The organism is Pseudomonas canadensis (genome assembly GCF_030980095.1).
Lineage (GTDB): Bacteria > Pseudomonadota > Gammaproteobacteria > Pseudomonadales > Pseudomonadaceae > Aquipseudomonas > Aquipseudomonas canadensis.
This window is the reverse complement of record NZ_CP133298.1, coordinates 1,683,049-1,704,806: the sequence shown is the minus strand read 5'-3', so window position 1 is coordinate 1,704,806 and position 21,758 is coordinate 1,683,049. Positions and strand designations below refer to the sequence as shown.

At 57.4% G+C, this 21,758-nt stretch carries 26 protein-coding genes; 3 read left to right on the top strand and 23 right to left on the bottom strand.

Annotated features, from left to right (window positions below):
- Position 1 precedes the first annotated feature (1 nt).
- The 22 genes from RB216_RS07925 to RB216_RS07820 form a co-directional block, all read right to left on the bottom strand.
- The gene (locus RB216_RS07925) at positions 2-2,068 is read right to left on the bottom strand and encodes a phage tail protein (RefSeq protein WP_308908516.1); all 2,067 of its coding nucleotides are present in this window, start codon (positions 2,066-2,068) and stop codon (positions 2-4) included.
- Entirely contained in the window at positions 2,065-2,670 is a 606-nt protein-coding gene (locus RB216_RS07920) for a phage tail protein I (protein WP_308908515.1), read from the bottom strand. Before RB216_RS07920 ends, RB216_RS07925 begins: the two co-directional genes overlap by 4 nt.
- On the bottom strand, positions 2,667-3,554 hold the full coding sequence (locus RB216_RS07915) for a baseplate assembly protein (RefSeq protein WP_308908514.1): 888 nt from the start codon (positions 3,552-3,554) through the stop codon (positions 2,667-2,669). Before RB216_RS07915 ends, RB216_RS07920 begins: the two co-directional genes overlap by 4 nt.
- Positions 3,551-3,877, bottom strand: coding sequence for a GPW/gp25 family protein (locus tag RB216_RS07910; RefSeq protein WP_044286800.1), 327 nt, complete (start codon positions 3,875-3,877; stop codon positions 3,551-3,553). The genes RB216_RS07915 and RB216_RS07910 overlap by 4 nt, the downstream gene beginning before the upstream one ends.
- 5 nt (positions 3,878-3,882) lie before the next feature.
- Complete coding sequence (locus RB216_RS07905) at positions 3,883-4,074, bottom strand: hypothetical protein (protein WP_044286799.1); 192 nt, start codon at positions 4,072-4,074, stop codon at positions 3,883-3,885.
- Positions 4,075-4,120: 46 nt separating this feature from the next.
- Complete coding sequence (locus RB216_RS07900; RefSeq protein WP_308908513.1) at positions 4,121-4,696, bottom strand: phage baseplate assembly protein V; 576 nt, start codon at positions 4,694-4,696, stop codon at positions 4,121-4,123.
- Positions 4,693-5,211, bottom strand: a complete 519-nt coding sequence (locus RB216_RS07895) for a hypothetical protein (RefSeq protein WP_308908512.1) — start codon at positions 5,209-5,211, stop codon at positions 4,693-4,695. The genes RB216_RS07900 and RB216_RS07895 overlap by 4 nt, the downstream gene beginning before the upstream one ends.
- Positions 5,204-5,860, bottom strand: coding sequence for a hypothetical protein (locus tag RB216_RS07890; RefSeq protein ID WP_069673273.1), 657 nt, complete (start codon positions 5,858-5,860; stop codon positions 5,204-5,206). The genes RB216_RS07895 and RB216_RS07890 overlap by 8 nt, the downstream gene beginning before the upstream one ends.
- Positions 5,857-6,177, bottom strand: a complete 321-nt coding sequence (locus RB216_RS07885) for a head-tail joining protein (protein ID WP_308908511.1) — start codon at positions 6,175-6,177, stop codon at positions 5,857-5,859. The genes RB216_RS07890 and RB216_RS07885 overlap by 4 nt, the downstream gene beginning before the upstream one ends.
- A 2-nt stretch (positions 6,178-6,179) precedes the next feature.
- Positions 6,180-7,175, bottom strand: a complete 996-nt coding sequence (locus tag RB216_RS07880) for a major capsid protein (RefSeq protein ID WP_308908510.1) — start codon at positions 7,173-7,175, stop codon at positions 6,180-6,182.
- Positions 7,176-7,239: 64 nt separating this feature from the next.
- Positions 7,240-7,578 (bottom strand): head decoration protein, encoded by a 339-nt coding sequence (locus RB216_RS07875; protein ID WP_308908509.1) that lies wholly within the window; start codon positions 7,576-7,578, stop codon positions 7,240-7,242.
- Entirely contained in the window at positions 7,575-8,717 is a 1,143-nt protein-coding gene (locus tag RB216_RS07870) for a head maturation protease, ClpP-related (RefSeq protein ID WP_308908508.1), read from the bottom strand. Before RB216_RS07870 ends, RB216_RS07875 begins: the two co-directional genes overlap by 4 nt.
- Positions 8,714-10,195, bottom strand: a complete 1,482-nt coding sequence (locus RB216_RS07865) for a phage portal protein (protein WP_308908507.1) — start codon at positions 10,193-10,195, stop codon at positions 8,714-8,716. Before RB216_RS07865 ends, RB216_RS07870 begins: the two co-directional genes overlap by 4 nt.
- Entirely contained in the window at positions 10,195-10,401 is a 207-nt protein-coding gene (locus RB216_RS07860) for a phage head-tail joining protein (protein WP_308908506.1), read from the bottom strand. Before RB216_RS07860 ends, RB216_RS07865 begins: the two co-directional genes overlap by 1 nt.
- Position 10,402: 1 nt before the next feature.
- Positions 10,403-12,415, bottom strand: coding sequence for a phage terminase large subunit family protein (locus RB216_RS07855; RefSeq protein ID WP_308908505.1), 2,013 nt, complete (start codon positions 12,413-12,415; stop codon positions 10,403-10,405).
- A gap of 5 nt (positions 12,416-12,420) precedes the next feature.
- Positions 12,421-12,984: a terminase small subunit gene (locus RB216_RS07850; RefSeq protein WP_308908504.1), complete on the bottom strand. Its 564-nt coding sequence runs from the start codon at positions 12,982-12,984 to the stop codon at positions 12,421-12,423.
- 199 nt (positions 12,985-13,183) lie between these two features.
- Positions 13,184-13,528 carry a phage holin family protein gene (locus RB216_RS07845; RefSeq protein ID WP_003172128.1) on the bottom strand — a complete coding sequence of 115 codons (345 nt, stop codon included), beginning with the start codon at positions 13,526-13,528 and terminating at the stop codon, positions 13,184-13,186.
- 527 nt (positions 13,529-14,055) lie between these two features.
- A complete protein-coding gene (locus RB216_RS07840) occupies positions 14,056-14,421 on the bottom strand; it encodes a PA0613 family protein (RefSeq protein WP_308908503.1) in 366 nt (121 codons plus the stop codon).
- Complete coding sequence (locus RB216_RS07835; protein ID WP_308908502.1) at positions 14,414-16,630, bottom strand: VapE domain-containing protein; 2,217 nt, start codon at positions 16,628-16,630, stop codon at positions 14,414-14,416. Before RB216_RS07835 ends, RB216_RS07840 begins: the two co-directional genes overlap by 8 nt.
- Complete coding sequence (locus tag RB216_RS07830) at positions 16,620-16,847, bottom strand: TraR/DksA C4-type zinc finger protein (protein ID WP_308908501.1); 228 nt, start codon at positions 16,845-16,847, stop codon at positions 16,620-16,622. Before RB216_RS07830 ends, RB216_RS07835 begins: the two co-directional genes overlap by 11 nt.
- A complete protein-coding gene (locus RB216_RS07825) occupies positions 16,840-17,358 on the bottom strand; it encodes a phage regulatory CII family protein (protein ID WP_262131571.1) in 519 nt (172 codons plus the stop codon). The genes RB216_RS07830 and RB216_RS07825 overlap by 8 nt, the downstream gene beginning before the upstream one ends.
- 328 nt (positions 17,359-17,686) lie before the next feature.
- The gene (locus RB216_RS07820) at positions 17,687-17,947 is read right to left on the bottom strand and encodes a hypothetical protein (protein WP_069673285.1); all 261 of its coding nucleotides are present in this window, start codon (positions 17,945-17,947) and stop codon (positions 17,687-17,689) included.
- A gap of 78 nt (positions 17,948-18,025) precedes the next feature.
- On the opposite strand from RB216_RS07820, the gene RB216_RS07815 reads away from it, so the two are divergent.
- On the top strand, positions 18,026-18,751 hold the full coding sequence (locus RB216_RS07815; RefSeq protein WP_308908500.1) for a LexA family protein: 726 nt from the start codon (positions 18,026-18,028) through the stop codon (positions 18,749-18,751).
- On the opposite strand, the gene RB216_RS07810 is transcribed toward RB216_RS07815, so the two are convergent.
- Entirely contained in the window at positions 18,738-20,519 is a 1,782-nt protein-coding gene (locus RB216_RS07810; RefSeq protein WP_308908499.1) for a hypothetical protein, read from the bottom strand. The genes RB216_RS07815 and RB216_RS07810 overlap by 14 nt on opposite strands.
- A gap of 339 nt (positions 20,520-20,858) precedes the next feature.
- Between RB216_RS07810 and RB216_RS07805 the strand changes: the two genes are divergently transcribed.
- A complete protein-coding gene (locus RB216_RS07805) occupies positions 20,859-21,440 on the top strand; it encodes a hypothetical protein (RefSeq protein ID WP_308908498.1) in 582 nt (193 codons plus the stop codon).
- 9 nt (positions 21,441-21,449) lie between these two features.
- Entirely contained in the window at positions 21,450-21,734 is a 285-nt protein-coding gene (locus RB216_RS07800; protein ID WP_308908497.1) for a phage antirepressor KilAC domain-containing protein, read from the top strand.
- Positions 21,735-21,758: the final 24 nt, after the last annotated feature.

The window sequence follows — 21,758 nt, the reverse complement described above, 5'->3', positions numbered from 1 at the left end:
GTTAATCACCTCGCGCCTCAACAATTGCAACCATCCCCGTTTGAAGCACCGACGCCCACTCCTCCACGCGCATCATGCAACCCGTGGGGGTAGCATCATAATAAGTGCCTACTGCCGTACACCAGCCAGTACTTGAAGGAATCCTAAAAGTAATCTGCGCATTTAAAAATCGGGTAGGAAATTTAAAAGGCCACGCTACGCTCAAGGTTTTTGTAGATGAAATATCATCGACTATGACCTCAACCCATTGCTTGATTTCTCCAGTGTCTGCGTTCTTACTCCAGCCGTTAGCAGCGAGAAGCGCAGTGTCTTTCGGCCTGTTACCGGAGTGCCAAAGCGTGTGGGCCACCAGGCCCATAGATGCGCCACCAACCTTAAACTGATTGTCCGTATCAAGACCCAAATAGGCTGCATAGACGCCCGCACGGTGAAAGCATATAGACGCTGATGCGGCTGCATTGCCCTCGTTGGAAACTTGAAAAGAACCCGTATTAACCGTGTTAACTGTACCTATAGCGCCAGTATTCCCCGAACCAAAGGTCGGATTTGAAAACGAGGGGACGTTTTGTCCTTTTTTAATGTATTCAGATGGCTTGAAGTTGTTTTCACACCAAATGAATCCAAGATCGCTTTCATCTACTGTTGCTTTAAGTCCATTAGAGGACCACCCAATTTTAACTTTATTAGTGGCCTGCCCAATCCCGCCGCCCTGTTGAACAGGTGTAAAGTCAAGACGCCTTTGCAAAAAAATAGCAGCATTGGCAGTCTTGCTCCAAATGTACGGGTATTCAATGTTTGCCGACGCAAACCCTACGCCAGTAGCGTCATCCCCGTTTACTTTTGAGTCCGGAGTAAAGTTGCCAGAGTGCCACAGAACACGATAAGCAGCGGGCCCACCGGCGCCCGTGTACCTAATTCTAAAATCCTCCGCAGTAACACTTGATACAATATCGAGACAGTAAGCCCCAGCCGGACCCGGATACTTTATATGCAGACCTACTGCATAGGTCATACTTGCCGGAATATCAGTAGTGTTACCTTCCGAAGCCGCAAAAAACTGAGTTGTAGGAAGGCCTGAGATTGCGCCCGCGACCATCGGAGCGCTGGTCATCAAACCACCCGTCCCAATCGGCATGGCATCCGTAATACCCGCGCCAGCGAGTGTCGTGGGGTTCGTTCCCGCAATAACGCGACCGAGCTTGTCCACGGTCACGCTACGGTAGGTGCCAGCGCCAATGCCTGTACGCCCCGCAACCATTTCAAAGGTCAGCGCAGTGGTGCCAAGCATAATCGGCGCATCCGTCACCAGTTGCCAAACGCTGTCGCCGTTGGCCGTGCCCTTCTCGACATGCACAAACAGGCCCGGCGTCACTTCAATACTAGTGTCAGCATCCTGGGCACGTTTCCAGGCACCGCTGGCCGGCACAAGGTAAATACCGTTGTCCTTCGCCTGGGCCTGATTCTTCACCAGAACACGGGCGTCAGCCGACAACAACACACCGTCGATTGTCTGGATACCCGTCAGGGCAATGTTTGCCGTGGTAGCCACAAGCACCGAATGCTTGAAGTCTTGCTTGTTGATCGCCTCGGTGATCGCTAAATCAACGTACTCGCGAGTCGCCAGGACGATGGCGGGGTCGATCTTCAACACGATGTTGTTGATGCTGGAAACAATGAAGTTCATCCGCACAATCTGCGTGCGGCCTGATCCCTGGTCCAGCAACGATTTGTAGCTAGGCGCACAATTGGAAACCGCGACCAGGTCGCCGTCCGAATCGTACACACCGATTTCGCGAATCCACCAGCCGCCGACGTCTGCCGGGATCACCTGCTCGGCAATGATCACCGCCGCGTTAACCGGATCGACGCGCAGTTGATTCAGTGGCGCCCGCCGCTGCTCGTTGATCAGCTTGGTCTGGGTTGCACTGGGGATTGGGTCGGTGCCGTTGGCATCCCCTACCCCCAGCGCAGTGAGGTTCCAGGGAATGCCCAGGGCGTTGGCGTTCGCCAGCTTCGCGGCCCCCACGTTGGTGAGGATCGCCATAAATTGCGAGTTGCGATCAATCATGGGTAAACGTCCAGAGTGTCTATGCTGTGTTCGCGCCCGACCACGCCGATGTAGCCCGTGACTTCGATGTCACGTTGCACGGGTGGGTAGACGTCGATTACGTCGCCTTCGTAGAGGGCGACACCGATGTTTATGGCGCCTTGGGTTTCGAGGCTGATCGCGAGTCCTGTCAGCGGCCGACTAACGGGTTTGGCGTCGTCGATCAGACGCTCCAGCTCCAGGTACATCTCTTCGGTGATGCCGGTGTCCAGTACGCCAACCTTCAACGCGAAGGTGCCGGGAATACCCTTGGGCGTGGTCTGCCACCACTCCAGCACCTCGATCAGGTAGCCGAGCGGCTCGACCACCCTGCGCAACGCGCCAATGGTGCCCTTGTGCGCATGCACGTAAAACGCGGAGCGGATGGCCGAGCGCTTGACGGCTTCCGTCCATTTGTTGTCCCAGCGGTCGACCGACCAGGTCCAGGCCAGCCAAGGCAGCAGATGCGCCGGACAGGTATCCGGGTTGTACAGGGTACGCAGCGGGATCTCGGTTTTCTCGGCCAGGGCGGCCTCAATGGCGCGCTCCAGTTGCGTGCTGTTCAAGGGGAGCAGACTGGTCATGTGGAGCCCCCTAGGACGACGCTGAAACCTGTGCAATAGGCGGCTTGGAACTTGGTCGGTTTCAGGTCGACCCAGTTTTTAAGCTCGACTCGGCCGACGCCACCGACATGCAGCTGCGCGTCGATAGCAGATCGGGCGACTTCCAGAGCCAGGCGTTTACGCGGATTGATCCAGGCCGCGAGGCGCTTGATCGCCTCAGCCAAGAAGGCGTCGTTTTCAGGACCGGCACCGGTCATATGCAACACCGCATCAATCCGGTACTCCAGGATCTGTGCGCTTTGCACTGTCAAGCGGTCGCCCACCGGACGAATGTCATCATCACTAAGCTTGGCGTATACCTGGTCGAGCAGAGCCTGGTCGGCTTTGCCTTTGCCGGCGAGGCTCAGCACAGTCACCACCACTACGGCCGGTGATGGGCTTTCTGCCGTGGCATCGGCCACCAGCGCCGAGGCGTTGCGCGCATGGAAGATGTAGCTGTTGCGCGGGCCGGCGGTGGTCAGCCCTTCATACACCAGTTGGATACGCTCACGCAGGGCATCGTCCGATTCCCTGACCTCCTCCACTGGAGGCACCGCCTGCAGGTTGGCCGGTTGAATCACTAGGCGCTGGAGTTTGACGTTGGCTGCAAGCTGGTCCAGATCGTCCTTCTCGGCGTACGCCAACATCAGCGCCTTGGCCGCATCGTTAACCCGTGCCCGGTTCTGCATCTTGCCGTACGCCCCCAGCTCCACTAGCTTGACCACCGGGTCGCTCTCCAGCGCTGCCGACCAGTTGTCGCCCATGTGCCCTCGAAAGGCAGCAAGCCCTTCTTCGTACAACGCTTCGTAGTCCAAGGCCTCCAGCACCTGCGGCGCCGGCAGTGCCGATAAATCTACTGTGCTCATGCCGACACCTCCAGCAGCAGGCGTTCGCCCTGGTATTCACCGGTTAATTTGAAGTCGATGCGCCCGCCGACAATGGCGACGACCTGCACCTGTTCGAGCTTTAGCCGCGGCTCCCATCGCTCCAGCGAGCGAGCCGCTTCGGCCTGTACGGCGCTCTTCCAACCTGCGTTAACCGGCAGGTCGACAAAGCGCCGGATCTGGCTGCCGTATTCAGGTCGCATCCTCCGACTGCCGACCGGCGTGGAGAGAATGTCCCCGATGGACTGCCGGAGATGGTCGAGCCCGGACAGCGGTTGACCGGTGCGGCGATCCATTCCGATCATCAGGGTTACTCCTGCACCATTTCCGGGTGGGTCATAAGGAAAGCGAGCTGCTCGTCGGTGGTGGCCGTCACGCGGGCCTTGCTCACGGCCATAGTGCTGCCATCGGGCAGCACCAATGTGCGGGAGGTAAAGAGCGTGTCGCGAAACACGCGGCCGGGCCCAATCTCGTCCTGGCTGTCGGGTTTGTTCCTGCTCATCAATGGATGCTCCTAAAACGAAAAACCCGCACTAGGCGGGTCGGGATCAGTGTTTATGGTTCGGCGTGTTGCCGCCGACGTCGATGACCTTGCCAGCACTGTTGATGTCGCCGGTCGTATTCAACTTGCCGTTAATCTGGGTTGTACCGTCGATGGTGATGGTGCCCACCAGATTGATCGCGCCCGATACCAGTCGCGTGCTGTCCGGTGTCATCTCAAGCACCGAGCCACCTACCTTAACCGTGACGGTGCCGGCCGGCAGGTCGATGGTGTAGCTGTGGGCCTCCCAGTCGTAGACCAGGGAGCCGCCATCGTCGAACCGCCAAACCTCGACATGGTCACGGTTGTCCGGTTGCGCCCCGGCATTGCCGTACAGACCGGGGAGGAACGTGCCCATAGCCGGCTCGCCGCTGGGACTGATCAACGCGCCCTGCTCGCCCAGGCTCGGCACCCGCCAGTGGCGCGCCTTGCCAGCCGCCTGGCTATGCCAACGCACCCACGCGCTGGTCCAGTCACCCGACTGCACGCGCACCATGGCGGCAGGCAAATCTACCGCCACTACAACGCAGGGCATCACCGTGGAAGCGATCATCCGATCATGCTGAGCCGTGGCGTAACTCATTGCAGTTCCTCCGGCTTGATCTGCCCAACACCCGGCCCCAGATCGATGACCAGAGAACCCGGCGGTTCATCCGGCCACGGCCACTCCTCGACGCCCAGGTAAATGGTCTGATCCCACTCCACCAGCCAGACGAAGTAGCCGTCCAGTTCGGGCTTGGTCCAGTCCTGGGTAGAGCGCACGAACACGGCGCAGTCGACCTCCAAGCCCCAGCTTTGCCCGCGCAGAAGCACCGCCAATTGAGACGCCAGTTGCACAGCCTGACGTTGCGGATCCGTGCTGATCGAGTCGACGACGATTCGCGCCTCGAACTTGCAGGTCAGCGAGGTTTCACCGGTGCCGGTGTCCTGCGCCGGCTCCATCTCGGCCATTTCCAGCAGCACTACGGGCGTAGGGAGGGTGGTCTCCGCCGACAGATCCGGCCAGAACGACACGCCCTGAATCCCCGGTAGATATTCCTGCAGGTGCTGCTCAACGGCTTCATACAAATGGGCCAGGCTGAAAGGCTGATCAGACACGGGCGACCCCCTTGAGGTACTTCTGCAGTTCAAAGTTGAGTTCTTGCTTGAGGATCTCCAGCAGGATTTCATCGGCGCGTTTGACCCAGCTATCGAAGTGCGGTCGCACTTGGTCAAGCGACACCTTGGCTTTCGCCAGCGGAAAGCGGTTATCGCTTTCCGCGATGAAGCCAGAGCTGCGCCGCCCCTGTGTACTGCCGGGGTAGTCCGTGGCGTTGAAATGCTTGCTCGACGTGCGAATCCAGATATCAGGGCTGCCCCCATACACCTGCTTGAAGAACGCGCCTTGGTAACGTCGCCCTGCCACTGACACACCGGCACGGGTTTGCCGAGCCTTCCCGATCCGACTGGCCTCGATTGCGTTGACCCCGAACCACAACTTGCCGCGCATCGCCCCGCCGCTGACCGGGTACGCCCGAAGGCGTTGCCGGACGGCGCCGATGGCGATCCGCTCCTGCTTACCAACTGCTCGGGCGATGTGAGTGCGCAGCCTGCCCAGCGTCTTATTGATTGCTCGACGCTGGGCCGCTGCAGCAGCCTTGGGCACTAACTGCCCGAACTCGCGTAACGCCTGGGAATGCACCGCTGACGGCTGGATATTGAGCATCCCGCTGTCCCGCGTCTTATGTACGTAGCTGCCGACGCTCATGCACGTTTCCTCAAGATCAAGGCCACCAGTCCATTACCGTCGGGCTCCAGCTGCAGCAGGTCGTATTCGCCACCACCATCTAATGCCGGCACGTCGACCGTGACCCGAAGGCCTTTGCTGAGACCTTCCGAATCCTTCACGCGGATCTCAAAGCGAGGCTCGCGTATGGCGGAGTGGACCTTGCCGAACGCAGGCTGCTTCCACGGTGCAGAGAACATGCCCAAGACCGGCTCGGCGCGGCCTTCGATCTGAGCTGAATCGCCCAGGGTTTCGAACACCACATCGTCGATGTCGTCTATCAGATCGCGGAAGGCCACGGTCACATTTCCAGCAGGATCTGCGCCAGGGGCCGCGTGCACATATGCAGCGGGTTGGACTGGGCTTCACCTGCTACGCCCTTGTTGAAGGGCAGCGGCTCGATCTTGCTGTAGTACGGGATGCCTTGGGTGTTGACCGTTTCCATATAGTCAGCCGGTGCGAAGGACGAGATATACAGGTCCGGAACGCCTTCAGGAATCAGCAACGCTTTGTCGTCGTGGATAAACGAAACACCCGCGATCTTGCCGCGATAACGCTCCCAGACGATCCCACCGAACTCAAAGCTTTCACGCCCATCACCGCGCAGCTCGGCAGCTTGCTGAGTGTTGAGGTACGTTTCTTTGAGAGACTTGTGAACGATCAGCTTATTCCAGAAGTTTTTCCCGCAAAGCGCGCGTGCGCCGCTGCTGGTGACACTACCCAAAGCCTCCTCTTGCATATCGAGCGCTTCGCCAGCACGGACACGAAGTTCGGTATCCGGGTTGCTAAGCCCCATGGACATCTTTTTACGGGTTACGCCGAACGTTTTGTAGAGATCCAACAACACTGTCTTACCGTCGGCATCCAGCACTTGGCCGTTCAACGCGCCCATGCGTTGGAATTCGTGGGTGGCATCCAACTGGCGACGGGCCTTCGCCAGGCGCTTGTTGACCACGTCCTGGACGGCCTGCAATTCGCTGCGGGTGCCAAAGGCGCGAATGCCCTGGATCTCATCCGCCTTGATGGTAAAGCGTTCCGGCAGGTGCACGGTGTTGAACGGGATCAACGTACGCTTGGTCCCGCCAACCACCAGACCCGATGTACCACGCTCACCGGCTGGTACCAGCGCCAGGGTGTCGCCGTCCTTCTCGATCTGCACGGTCAGGGTGCTGATGCCCTCTTCGCGAAACAGGCCCAAGCTGCTGATGCGGCCAGGCAAGTATTCCTGGTCATTGATTGCAGCGGTCAGCGAGGAGACGCTGAACGCATCGTCTTCAAAAATGGCGATATCGGCCATGGGTGTACTCTCCAGAAACGAAAAATCCCGCTCGCGGCGGGATGGATAGGTGGGGGTGAACGTCTTAGCGGACGATCAGGAAATGGGCGGCCAGGGCCTTTTCGGCGGCAGGGTCGAGACCAGTCAGGTGGGCCTCGCTGACCTCCGCCAAGCGCACGACAGCGCGACCGCGACGAGAAACATCGGACTCGCCCAACGGGCCATAGAGGATCGCGATGGCGTTTTCGGTGCCGTCCTCAGCGGTTGGCTGATACGGCGCAAATTCGCTGGTGGCGGTGATCAGGCCCAGGATCTGGCCCGGCTCTAGCGCTGCACCCGCCGCGACGTTGATCGCTTCGCGGGAAATATTGCCAGCGCCTTCGGACAGCAGAAACTCGCCCGCGTGCATCGATTCGGTTTTCATGCTCTTGCTCCTTTCGAGGTTCCGTTCTGAGCTGCCTGACGACTGCTCCAGATTGCTTGGGTGTCGACCTGCTTGGCCTTGACCGTGGGTTCAGGGTCATTGTCCAGCGGCAGACTGTTGTTGATTTCAAAGCCGCCGCCACTGCTCACCAGCTTGTCGAACAGGCGCGCCCTGACCGCAGCTTCATCCAGGCCCGCCGTAATAAACTCGCCGGTCAGTTCAGGCAAGCGTGCTGCAACACAAAGGCCGTGAAGCGCTTTCGCCCTGGTCAGCGACGCCGTGACTACCGCTTCGCTTTCCAGCTTGGTGGTAGCGAGAAGCGGCTCTACCAGGTTGCTGATGCCCGCCGCCGCGCAACTCTTGGTGACCAGTAGTGCCAATCCGGCGGCGTCCAGCACAGGAGCCGGATCAGGCTGATTAACTGGCTCTGTCGGTTCGACATCTGGCTCTTCATCCAGCTGAGCGAGCAACTCAGGCGGGACATGCTGGAAACGCTGCAGCACGCTGCCCTGGCCAAGGCAGGCGCTGACCTTGAGGCCGTCACCCACTTCATCAGCCAGACCCAACGCCACCGCTTCATTGGCGGTGAGCCAGGTCTCGGCGTTGACCATGCGCCGCAACTCGACCTCGTCGATGTCCGGCGATTTGGCTTTGTAAGCCGCGATGATCGCTTCTAGAGTCTGGTCCAGTACATCGGCAACACGTCGGAAGTCTTCGGCATCGCCACCGGTAAAGGTGTAAGGGTTGTGGATCATGAACATGGCGTTGGCCGCGATCACCACCCGGCGAGCGCCGCACACCGCGACACTGGCCGCGCTGGCTGCCAGGGCATCAATGCGCCCGGTGCAGCGCTCGCCCAAACGCGACAGCGCGTTGTGGATCGCCAGGCCGTCGAACAGGTCACCGCCAATGCTGTTGAACGCGACAATCACCGGGGAGACGCCGTCATCCATGGCGCGCAGATCCTGTACGAACTGATTGGCTGTGACGCCCCAGGCGCCGATCTCGCCGTAAACGAAGATCTCGATGTTGCGCTGTTCGGCTTCGCCGGTGGCCTGAAACGTGTACCAGCTTTTATCGGCGACCTTGACCTGCTTGCCCGCCTTGTCATAAACGCGGGGCTTCGTCTTTTTGCTCATGGTTGTTCCTTGTCATCAAACGTCTCGATGGCTTCAAGCGTCGTGTAGTTGAGGCCAAGGCCCGTGGCCCTGACGAGATCAGCAGCGTTTTCCGTATCGACCGTTTCCGCGTCGTAGCCGGTACGCAGCACCATCTCGCTGCGTGAGGCAAAGCCCGCCTGTACTTCCATCCGCCGCGCCTGCACGTCCTGCACCGGTTGGATGTAGGCCCACCCTTGCGGTACCCAACGCGTGCGCAGGTATTCACGCCGACGTTGCGCGTAGTCCGGCAGCACCAGGGCGCCAGACAGCACCGCCATGTCCATCCAGGCAGCTCGGACCGGGCGACACAGCTGATGCACATACACGCCGAATTGCAGCTGCTCCAGGCGGCGCCGGAATTCGTTGAGCACCACTCGCAGCGCCCGGTCGTTGACCTCCCGCATGTCGCCGGTGAGGATCTCGTACGGCGTGCCCGACCCTGCCGCCGCAGCCATCAGCTGCTGACGCATAAAGTCCGGGTAGTTGTTGCCGGCGTCCGGTGGTTTGGAGAACTCCACCTCTTCACCTGGCCCCAGCTCCTGCATGGTGCCGGGCTCAAGGGCGACCATCGGCGTGAAGCCGTCGCGGTCGGTCGTCAGGAGTTGCCCTGTGACAGGGTCACGCGGCTGTTGTCCCATCTCCGGTGATGGCCGCTTGATGAAACCGGCAAACAGGTTCGCCACTTCCTGACGGAACAGCACCGCATCATCGTAGTTATCCAGGCTGCGCAGGCGCTTCAACACCGGGGCCAAACGCGGCACGCCGCGCAACTGACCGGGCTCCATCGGTTCAAAGATATGTAGCACCTGCGCAGCCGGCACCCGCACCAGTTGGTTGTACCCCGCGTTCAACGACGACGAATCCCGTGGGTGCGACAGATACATCCAATACGCCACACGCTTGCCCGCCGGGTTGAACTCGATCCCGGCGCGGATCACGTTGCCGTTTTTGGCGGTCTCGAACTTGTCGTGGGGGACAAACTCCGGGCCCAGCGCCTGCAACTGCAGCGGCACCGCCAAACCTTCGCTCGGGCTGCGCGGCCGCAGCCGCACAAAGCACTCGCCGGCTGTTTCGACAGTGCGCGCCACCAGGGCCTGCATGCCGTAGAAGTCGGTCAGCTCGTCGGCGTCGGCCTCATCCACCCAGTCATCCCACAGCTGCTGCTTGAGTTTGCGCAGTGCCGCGTCGTCCGTGGTCGGCCTGGGCGTGATGCCAGTGCCGATCAGGTTACTGACGCGCTTGTCGATGACGTTGAACGCGTACGGGTCATTGCGTACCGCCGCCCGCGAGCGGGCCCGCAGATTGCGCAGGGCTGGAGTATTGATGCTGTTGATGCCGTTGTCGCTGGCTTCCCAACTGGCCGAGCGCCGGCCCTCCCCGGCGCCTTCGTAACTGGCCTTGATGTTCGACGGCAGCAAGAATCCGTTACGGGTCAACGTCGGATAATGTCGGGCCATTAGAGTCCCTTGCCTCCGTGGGTGAGCCGAATCACGCGAGAGCGTGGCCCGGCGGCGCTGGTCAGCGATGTGCGGATCTCGTCGCGGGCCTTGAGCAGTTCGTCGATAGAGCGGTATTCCACCGTGCGGTCGCTGTAGCGCACGGTCTTTTCACCGCGTGCGATGGCGCGCTCGATGGCTTCGAGGTGCTTCGGGGTAAACGACATATCAGCGTCTCTTCAGGTAACCGCTGGTGGAGCTGCGGCGTTGTGGGGGTGCAGCGGGTCGCGGTTCGACGGCCGAGGCGACGGGTTGTTGCGTAGGTTGTGATGTTGGAACAGGCGCAGGGCCTTCAACGTGCCGAGCTTTATCCGGGCCGTTCGAAGCGGGTTTCTCCGCAAACAGCTCAGATTGCGCTAGTGCCTGAGCGACCCGTTCCCAGTCCTTTTCCTTATATCGATCTAGACCGAGGTAATGCGCCATCGCCAAGCAGTACACCATCAGGTCTAAAGCTTCATTACGCTCCGATTTACCTTTGATCCATTCAGTGACCGGCTTGTTTTTGACATAGCGGGTTATTCTGCGCTCGGCCACGCATTGCGCGAAAAAATCGTCAGGCAAATCTTTGGCAAAGTGCAATGCCCCCGGACCGGACTCAAAAGGATATCGGTTGTAGATCCAATCCTTCGCGGTGTCGGTGCCAACAAACCAAAGTTCGGCACCATTACGTTCGGTCTGGCCTCGCCAGGTTACGTCGACCATTGAGGGACGCTGGGCAATCGGCGGTTTGCCGGGCTTGCTGGCACCCTTGATTGCAAAGACATTGCGCCAACGGCGCACGCGGCAAAACTGGTAAACGTCATTGGTGTGGTGACCACCCGTATCGACGGCAGTTGCCAGAATCGTCAGACCTACACCGCAGGGATGCCAGTACCGTGCCTTCAGCTTTTCATCCAACGCGGACCAGGTCTGCTCGTCCGATGGATTGCCCATAATCACCTGATGGTCGATGACCCAACGCTCCATGCCAACACCCCAGCCCATTACCATGAACTCAAGTCGGTTGGCTTGAACATCCACGGAGGCCGTCAACATTAGTGCACCGTTAGGTACAGAGCCCAGTACGTAGTCTTCCTGCAACGCACGAGCCTGCAGCACGCTGGCCTTTGTCTGTTCTTGCGTACTGTCCCAGACCTTCGCCAGGCGCGTGTTGAAAAACACCTGCATAGCTTCAAGATCACCACTAGCCTGCTTCACCACAGCTTCGTCATAGTCTTTTGCCATCGACAACCAACTAGTCCAACCCAGTGGGGCATACAGAGCATTGAGATGAAAACCGACAGTTTCACCGTCACCTTCAGCGTGGGAACGCCACTCCCCGCGAGCTAGCATTTCACCCTTATGGTGTTCATCAATAAGCGCGCCGCATTCTGGCCCGCTGCAAAGATATTGGATTTGGCTGTAGTCCTCGGTGTACTTCAGGTTTTCCCACTCCAGCACTTGCATGTGCTGGCAGTGTGGGCACGGAACGTAGTAATAACGCTGATCGCTCATAGCAAAAAGGTCGGCAATACGGGAGGCGCCCTTGAGGGTTGGTGAGCTGGAGAAGTAAAACTTGGCCTTTCTGCCAAATGTGCTGCCCCGGATCTCTGCCAACTTTACCGGGTCGCCCTCGTTACCCACATCGACCTCCCAGCGATCGATCTCATCACCGTAAATAAAGCGCGCTGCCAACTCGGCTAAGTTGGCCGCTGAACCTGCTGTTACTGCGTAAAGCGTCCCCCCCTCGAACTCTTTCGTGTCCTGTGTGTTCTTAGCATCACGCGAGCGCGGCGCAGCCACTCTTTCGCGCAGAACCGGTGTTGCATCTATCGTTTTACTAATCCGAGATGAAACCCGAGAAGCCAGTTTTAGCGTTGGCAGCAATGTCAAAATGTTCGAAGGCGACATGTGAATTAACGCTCCGATCCAGTTCAAAGCGATCTGCGTTTTCATCAACTGCGAAGCCACCATGGTGACTACACGCTTGCAAGGGTGTGCCGGGGACAAACAACGCATAGGCTCACGGGCATAGGGAGTGCGGGATGTTCGATATTGGCCTGGCTCAGCGGCGCCCACACTGCGCGGAATTCGCATGTATTCATCGGCCCACTCATCAACCCAAAGGTCAGGGTCAGGATGCAAGCCGCGTAAATACGCCGTGCGGTAAACCTCTTCACCGTCAGCGTATGGAAAATGCATCAGGCTTAGCTCTTGGTTAGTGCTCGGGAAAGATCGCTGATTGACATGCGCTCAGCGTCTTCAAGGGTTCTTCTGATCGCCGCCGTTAGGTGTTTTTCGATTTCCCAAGGATCAGTAAGTGCAACCAATTCCGAAGCGATTTGAGGCGGAAGGCCAAGTAGAAGATCGCGCAGCATACGTCCGGCCTCAAAGGCCGCCTTATCGACCACCTCAGCCTCTACTAGGGAACCGTTTTCCTTACGGACCTGAGTTTCAATTTGCTCAGCCTGAGCATGTTCACGACGTGCGCGAGACCGTTGATAATCGGGAATTGGCGCCTGTCCGCTGTAAGCCGGTTGATGTACAGATACCGCAGGAGTCTGGGCTGGAGACTGCTTGTCTAGCTTATGGCGAGCGCTCACCCCAGCCTTGCTCGGGTCGCGTGTCAGCGCCAGGAACTGCTCGCTGGCATCAACATCGATCAACCCGGCCTCATCCAACACCAAGCGATTATTCAGTATCAGTTTGCTGATGTGCTGCTTGGACCAGCCTTTCAGCGTGCCGTATTCCTTACGAGTCAAAAAAGCCATAAACCCTCCTATTTCCAAGCCCGGTCAACTGGTCAACCAGTCAACTGAGGTCAACTAACTTTGGAACCCAGCCACTAACGAAAAGCCGCGGGTTTCATGCCCCGTGTCCCTCAAATGCCCCCAGGGTCCCCGGCGAGTTTTCGGCGCTTCATTTTGGTGCGAAACGCTACAGGCCACGTATTACTTGGCCTCCAGCGGATCACGCCTGACCACTGCCCGAGGGCGGCACATCGCATACGCCCAGGCGCTTGGCAGCCCAGCGTTCGTAAAGGCCGATGGCTACATCGGCGCCGGCCATCGCAGTGAGGCAGCCGATGCTCCCCGCCGCAAGGACTGACATGCCCGATGCGTGCAACAACATCATGGTGGAGAGCCCGCAGACCACGCAGGCCCCGGATCGAAGCAGCAAGCGGCGAACCAATGACCAGCCGCTTACCCCCGCTTTGTCGGCCCGCCATGCCTCGCCGGAAATACCGCCGATCAGGGATAGCAGGATCACCATCCAGATCGGCATCTCAATAAGCGCTTGCTGCTCGTTTGTCATCGCCCTACCCCATAAACGCAAAAACCCGGCGCAATGGCCGGGTTCAGTGTGGTGGTGTGTCCCGCTGCTTGCGGTCGCACCTATCGAAGATGGGTACTTTTTACAGGTCGATTCCGGTGGCAGCAAGCGGGTTTTAATGCCATGGCGCAATACGGGTGCAATACAGGTATGACGCAGGTGAAACGTAGGGACAACGCATTCAATCGGCTATCGCTTTTGGTGCCCCGTCTGACCTGTCCCACTATTCTGGATTGGAGCAGGACAGCTACAGGCGCCTGAATACGGGGCTCTGCCCTACTGTCCTACCTTTATTCCTTTTCTCTTGTGTATAGAGAGAAAGCTAAAAGCACGCATGCGCGCCACGGGCGCGATTACGTACCCGCTATGCTCATGTGTGCGTGGGGCGGTTGAAGGTTGGACGGTAGGACAGGTCAACAACGGCGCGGCCTGCGCCTGTCCAACTGCGCTAAATGCGAGTCGGACAAGGCGAGACAGTAGGACAAAGGCACGCGGAGTGACGCCAGGGGTCATGCAGTCTTACCCATCAGCATGCCGGCGATGTGCAGGTGGGCTTCGTGCAGGCGCTGGTAGTAGGTATCCCGACCGCATCCGCAGTGGGTGTACTTCTGCGACAGGAAGCTTTCGTGGTTGCAGTAGTGCTCACGCACGACGACCGACAGCTGCGGCGGCAAGTGCTTGTTGACGATCAGCTCAATGTCCGCAGACTCATCCAGCAACACCCGACTGCCGCGTGTGCCGCGTATCAGCTCGCCCTTGCACTCCATCAGCATGGCGATCATGTTGCCACCGCTCGGCCCGCCCACGTTTTCTGGCACCGGCGAGTGCAGATCCTGTGCCCAGAGCTTGAGCATCTCGTCGATTCGCTTAATCAAAGCAAGGCTCCTCGATCACCGACTGCTGCAGCGCAGACGCACGCCCCCAACCCGCAGGCTTTTCATAGGCCCAGGGCCGTACGCCGCTTTTTGCCAATGCCGGCATGCGTCGCTTACGCCAACCCAGCCTGTGCATGATCGCCCCGACTCGCATCTGCTCGGGTTTGCCCCAGTGACCGAAGTCGAGCTTCAGCGCCTGGGTCAGGATCTCGTTGCCGGTGGCGGTCTCACCGATCTGCGACTCCTCCATCCAAGCGAGGATTGGGCCTTCCCATTCGTCCACCACGAAGCGTTCGTCCTGAGCCTCTGCGAACATCCAAGATTCGTCCTTGGTCACCCACCAGATATCGCCGGCTTCGAAATAGAAGAGCGCCTCAGCCCATAGCTGATCGCGGACCTCGCGCAGTTGCTCCAGATCGACCTTGTTGCAGAACACCGGCCAATAGCGGCGGTTGCCCGTGGCGTCCTTGAGGTACTCCTCTTGGTTGGTGGTGCCCACGAAAACACATTGGCGCGGCACGTCATTCGTTCTGCGGCCATAGCTTTCGCGGTAGGTATCGGTGGATGCGGAGAAGAACTGCTTGGCCTTGGTGCTTTCGGCTTTGTTGAAGCTGTCCAGCTCCCCCAGCTCGACGATCCACTTGCCGCGAATCGCCTGGAAGCTGTCCTTGTCGCCGAGGGCAAAAGGCGTATCCATGAACCACTCGCCGCCGAGGACGCCCATGGCCGTGGACTTACCAGCGCCCTGCCCGCCTTCGAGGATCATCACCGAGTCAGCCTTGCAGCCTGGGCGCATGACCCGAGCGACCGCAGAGATCAGCCAGCGCTTTCCGACCTTCGCCGAATACTCGCTGGCCTGAACGCCCAACACATCGGTCAACCAGGTTTCGATGCGAGGCACGCGGTCCCACTCCAGCTTCTCCAGGTACTCGCGCACCGGGTGAAAGGCATGGTCGTGAGCAACCACGCTGACCGCCTCGATCACATGGGAGGCTTTGACCCGCAGGTTGTACTGCTGCGCGAGCCACTTCATCACCCGCATGTCGTCGATGTCGGCCCAGTCACCAGCACCGCCGCCGAAAGGCGCAGACCGCAGCTTCACAATCTTGGAGCTGAACACGCTGTAACCAATGACACCGGCCCAGCGCTCGTCGTTGCCCAGGATCAGCTCGACGTTTTGCATGTGCGCGATCAGGGAGCCGTTCTCGGTGCGGGCGAGTTGGTCTTTCCAACCACCCGCTGCAGGAGGCTTGACCACCGCCAGCACCTGGCGGCGGACTGCCTCTAAACCTTCGGCGACGTGCAGATCGTTGAAGTCGGTCCATTTGATCTCGCGCTCACCGGAGAACACCGGTGCAACCACCTGACCGCCGACCACCAGCGCAGCGTTGTTGGCCTTCTCTTCGCCAGGGTTCCAGGGATCGCCGTTGGGGCGTTTGGTCCTCCAGTCATCATCGCGACAGATGATCAGTGGGCAGCCGGGGAAACGCTCGCGCATGGCCTTGGAGACCGGCAGCAGGTTACCTGCGTCGAAGGCGATTGCGACGGTGAGCGAAGTTGCCATGTGCAGACTTGCGCCCGTGGCGTAGCCCTCACACACCAGCACTGGCTCGCCGGGTTCAGGGTGTGGGCCGATCAGGTGGAAGGCGCCTTCCTTCGACATACCGTAGGGCCAGTAGGCTTTGTCACGCCCGGTGTCTTCTTGCTTCGCGGGGAAGATCACCTGCAGGCCAACGATCTGATCGCGCACGTTGCACATGGGTACCAAAAAAGCGCCGGTACGTGGCGCATAGCGAACCTTGAAGCCGACGATCTGCTTTCGATCCAAGTAGGCGCTCTTGCCCTTTTCTGGCATGCGCTTGAACAGTCCGGCAGCGCGATTGGCCGCTCGACGTGAAGCGTTGGCCGCGATCTCGGCGGCCTTGCGCTTGGCATCCTCCTGACGAGCGCGCATGACGTCGCGCTCTTCTGGGCTCATACGACCGGCCTTGACCTTGATCTTCTGGGTGTCGCCGGACCGCCAGTCACCAAAGCTGCCGAAGATCAGCGTCTCGTTCTTTTCGGTGCGGTGTTCGTGGATGACGTACCAGCCGTTCTTTTCCTTGCCTTTGTCCTGGGCGGTTTTGCAACGGGTGAGTTTTCCGAACACCAGAGGTTGCGCTGGCTCAAGACCGTAGTGCTCGAATTGGTTGATTACGTCATCGAGCATAACGAGAAGCCCTCAGATCATCAGCTGCCTTGCAGCCAACACAGAGCGTGCAACCTGGTTGTGCCAAACGGCGCGCCTCAGGGATTGCCTCGTCGCAATGGTCGCAGAACATCAGGGAATGCTGTGGTTGGCTGGACATCAGCGCCAGGCGTGCAGCCACGGCTTGATCAATCCTCTCCTGCACCAGGTCATTTGCAAAATCAGCGATATCAGCCACGGTCCACCCCGCGAGTCGTCTGGTTGACGTAACGAGCGCGGTTGTACATCCCCAACAATCCCTGGATGCCGCGAAACACCAACTGACGTATCTCAGCCAACTCGCCGTCATCGACCTTGCCATCGCCAATGTGCTTGGCCCAGGTCTCAGACAAATCCGCAACCTGCCGGAAGAACTGCGCGATCCCCGTGGTGAGGGTTTCAGGCATATCGTTGGTATACGCCTCGGCCAGCTCCTGCCAGATCGTGTCACCGACAAGACCATGCACCGCGTCGAGAATACGCCGATCCTTAGTCAGTTCGAGGATCTCGCCGAACTCCTGGATGTTGACGGTGTGCGAGGGATGGGTGGGAGACAACTTGTGCTGCAGCGTGGTGGCATTTCGACCGGTGGTGGCGGCGATTGCAGCGGCACCGCCGGGATAGTCCCGTGCGGCGTGGTACAGGGCTAATTCGAGCGTCAATACTTCCCTTTGCGCTCGTTCAACACAGCTTAAAGCTACTCGGCTCATGGCATTAATCCTACTAAGTTGCCAGTGCCCCGCGACATGCAGTGGTGTTACATTTGCCGCGTGGCTTGAAAGGGCCCAAACGCCGGCTAGATCTAGGGATCGAAACCGGCACCGTGCCGAGGCGAACAATCCGTTGATCACCTCTGGCGCAACAGCTGCCTAATCTGTGGTGGAAAAGGCAGCAACCCAAGACCTCCGTGTCTTGGCAGCGCGATAAAGGGAGGTGGTTTGCATGTGGTGTGCCCTCCTACCTTCGTCGCGACCCGACAGCACTGTGGTGGTGTGTGCCGGGAGGAACTGGGCGGCCATTGGGTCGCCTTTTTTCTATCTACGCCGCAGCTTTCTGCGGGGCTGATGCATTGAGTAGCCAGGCAGCGTCAAACGCGTTGCCCTTCTGCTCTGCAGCGGTCGCTAAGAGTTTTGCGTAGTGGGTTTCACCGGTGTAATCGGTGCGGGGAAGACTGGCAGCCAAGCGCCATTTATTGAGCGCCTGGTAGCTCCTTTCACACACCTTGGCGGCGGCACCAATGCCGCCTACTGCTTCAAATGCGAACGCTATGGCATTCGGAAAATCTGCGGGGTCCAACATGGCAACCTCCATTTATCAACTCGCGGTTGATATTAACATCAACTGACTATTGCGCAACCCCTGTGAGAGTATCAACTCATGGTTGATAAGAACGAGCTACGCGCAGCTTTCACGGCGCGCCTTCACGAAGCACTCGACGATGCCGGTGTACGCACCCGGGGACGCGGGGTGGATATTCACAAGCAGCTGAAGAGCGTTGGCGTGTACAAAAGTCCTCAGGCGATTAGCAAGTGGCTGAATGGAGATGCTATTGCGGAGGCGGATAGTATGGTTGCCTTGTGCTCGTGGCTTAAGGTGCGCCGCGAATGGCTTGAGTATGGTGTACTTCCAAAGGAACAAATTGGAGTTAGCAATGTACGCCGACTTCCAGAGGAAAATGAGAGCAACGTTCGACAGGTAACTCACAGATTTGGAAAGGTGCCGCTGATATCTTGGGTACAAGCAGGAGCTTGGTGCGAAGCCAATTTTGAGCAACATGATGGCGAATCATGGCTATCGTGTCCTGTCCCTATCAGCGGGAGTGGATATGCGTTAAAAGTACTCGGGGACTCTATGACGAATCCGGGACCAGGCCGCAGCTACCCTACTGGTTGCATTATATTCGTAGATCCCGAAGCCGAGACTAAAACTGGTGACAGGGTAATTGCTCGCGTCCCACGTACGAATGAAGCTACGTTCAAGATATTAGTAGAAGATGCTGGAAGACAATTTTTAAGACCTATCAATCCGCAATATCCAATCATTGATATCACGGAAGAGACTCATATCTGCGGAAAAGTTGTAGGATCGTTTATTCCAGAATAGGATCTTTACCACTCCCTAAACGAATAAATATCTCAGATTTAGCGGGCACATTGGTAGAGACCTTTATTCCAGTGACTCCCCCATTCGCTTCTTCAACATCTACTCCATCAACCTGCAACGATTGAACAACGTGCTTTGTGTAATGCGAATTTTTTCTGGCAACAATAACGTCACCAACTTTTACCGTCTGAATTTGTAAATCCACAACGATAACCGCCCCTTTCATCAAGTGCTCGGATGGCAAGCCTAGGCAAATCAGATCCTTAGGCACCAACGTGATTAACCCATAAGCAAATAGCTGCTCCCGGACATCGTCTTTATTTAGAATCCCATCTCGTATTAAAAAGAAAGCCAAATACAATTGATACGTTGTAAGCAGCCCCCTCTCATCTAGCAATGCATCTTGTAACTGATGATCGGTAAAAGGCGGATTTTTTCTTCTATCAGGGCTTATATACCTCTCGTGATTAACAATATAAAGCCCATAAACCTCAAAACTGTTACGCTGCTTCATCCTTCTATTTTTGATTTTAGTGATTTGCGAGCAAGCCTTGTCAGTAGAGGTTCCGCCGATGCCCTTAATTTCAATTACAAGCAACTTATCTCCACAATCAACCTGCAAATCTTCCTCTAGAACATCTGATGAATGCTCGTCCTGATTCACGACTGAGTCAAAACCGAGCCACCTGAAATAATGTGCAACAGCTTCAACCAGATTGTCACCAGTTTCGAAAATAAGACTTCTTAAAAAGCCATACTCACTCTTTAAATTAATAATTGCCTGCTCATTTTTTTCAACCCGCTCCTTATAATCACTTTCTATTTTTTGCCGATTGCCTAGAAGCTCCACCTCTCCGGGAACAGGAAAAGCGCCGCTATCTAACCACGCAAACTGACCACTGGACGGGAACACTTGCGGAAAGTGCTCGGGCAAAAAAGATTCAAACAATTCTAGAAGAAACCCACTAGTATTTTCCAATGGCGGAAAAAGAAACACCACACCTTCTTCAACGCTTTGAAGATAAGATACAATCTCTCCCTTATCATTTAAGGCAAGAGGTACAAATCGCTCATCATCTTCATCCCTATACAGACCACTATTCCACCTCTGAGGATGCTCAAATACAACCCCATACTGACTATCTCCAAAGTACTTCTTTATCAGAGAAAATAATACAGATTCAGGTTCGGAAGCGTGCAATCGCCGACCAACTTTTCCTTGAGACTTCGGAAACGCATCATATAAATCCTGAGTAGAACCTGAAAAACTATCATCCCACTCGGTACCCTTACGGCTAATCTTTACAGTCCTGTAGTGAGCAGATTCGATTGAGTCAGCAAAAATTATAACCAACGATATTTTTTTTAATAACGCATCAATCTCTTTCCCTACAATACTCATTGCACCAGGGCGAGGATCAAAAACACTTTCAGGGTAGCTTGTGTGGATAGCGTAAGCTTCGCCTCCTGTAGCATTACCAACGGAATGAGGGCGATATGAAATCACTTCTTTTTCGCCGCATAAATCCAACACGACCACATCAAATTCGTGCAAATTCTCAGGATAGTCATAATTCAGAGTTACATTTTTAGCTTCACCTCTAGTTTTATTTGCAACCCTTATAGGACTACCGAGAGTTGCCAACTCAACATTGTAATGTTTTTCTATTAAAAGACTTGAAACATCAGCCTGTATATCAAAAAGGCAAATTGCAGGTCTTTCAATTAAAAGTGAGTCGCTTTCCAACTCTTCCCCGACTACATCCATGACAAATTTTCCAATGTTATTGCGGTCTGACCTATTCAATATAGAATCTACACTGAGATGTCAATCCGACATCAGTCAACCAAATCACGGTAATCGCAACAGTTGACAAAAATCAACCACTGGTTGATATTCGCCAAACTCTTCCACCACAGAGCGAGGCATTACCATGCACACCACAGCCACCCTGCACGTCCACCCGGCCGCAGCCAACCCTTCCCGCATTTTCGAAATTCGCCGCCTGGCACAAGACTGCGGCTGCGCCTTCATAGCGTCCAAACCCAAGCGGCAACAGCGCTACACACCCGCCCCCTACGATCCAAACGGCGGAGGGCAGGCGGCATGAAAAAGTACAAACTCGACAACCGTACACTGACCCTGCTCAAGACCCAAGTCAGCCTAACCCAAACCTTCAACCACCTGCTGCGCACAGAAACACAGCGTGAGGCCCTGGCCTTCCGCCTGAACGTCGAGCGCCGCAAAGTCGACACGCACTTCACCGTTGAACTGGGCAGCGAGCGCCACACGCTGACCCTGACCAATACCAAGAAGATGCACCTCAAGCTTGCGGACTTCATTGAGGAGATCGTTAACGGGCCAACCAACCCAACCGATCCATCCTCTTTGCCACACGCAGACCGCCGCTACGGCGCGTTCGAGACCGAACACAAGCGGCAGGTATTCGACCTGGTGCAAACCGGCGGCGCTCTCAGTCTCGATATGGGCTTCGAGCAACCGATCAACTTGGCAATCCACCGCAGCAAAACCCGCGCCGGCATCACCACCATCATGAGCATCGGCATCAGAAAGCCGCGCACCAAGTGCTTCACGGTGTACGGCAGTGACGTGGAGATCTATTCCATGGTGGCCGAATCCATCACCCACCTAGCCGCCGTGGCGACACCCGCCGCGCATGCTGCTTAGGAGGCCGAAATGGAACGTAGCCTGGAAAAAACCGCCAAGTACTTCGGTCTAACTCGCCCCAAACTGATCGCACTCATGCGTGGAAAGGGCCTGCTCAACGACCGCAACCTACCGGCTTTCCCGGTGCGGGACCGCGAGTACCTGCGAGTCAAGGACGGCAACTGGTACCACGAAACCGCCGGCATGCAGTACAGCCAGTCGACCAAGGTCCGCCAAGCCGGCATCCGCTGGCTCGCCGAACAGTTGGGCCTCGAACTGCCAGCCATCCCGGCAGACAACCGTGACGTGGCCTAGGGAGTACGCCCGCCAGATTGTCGC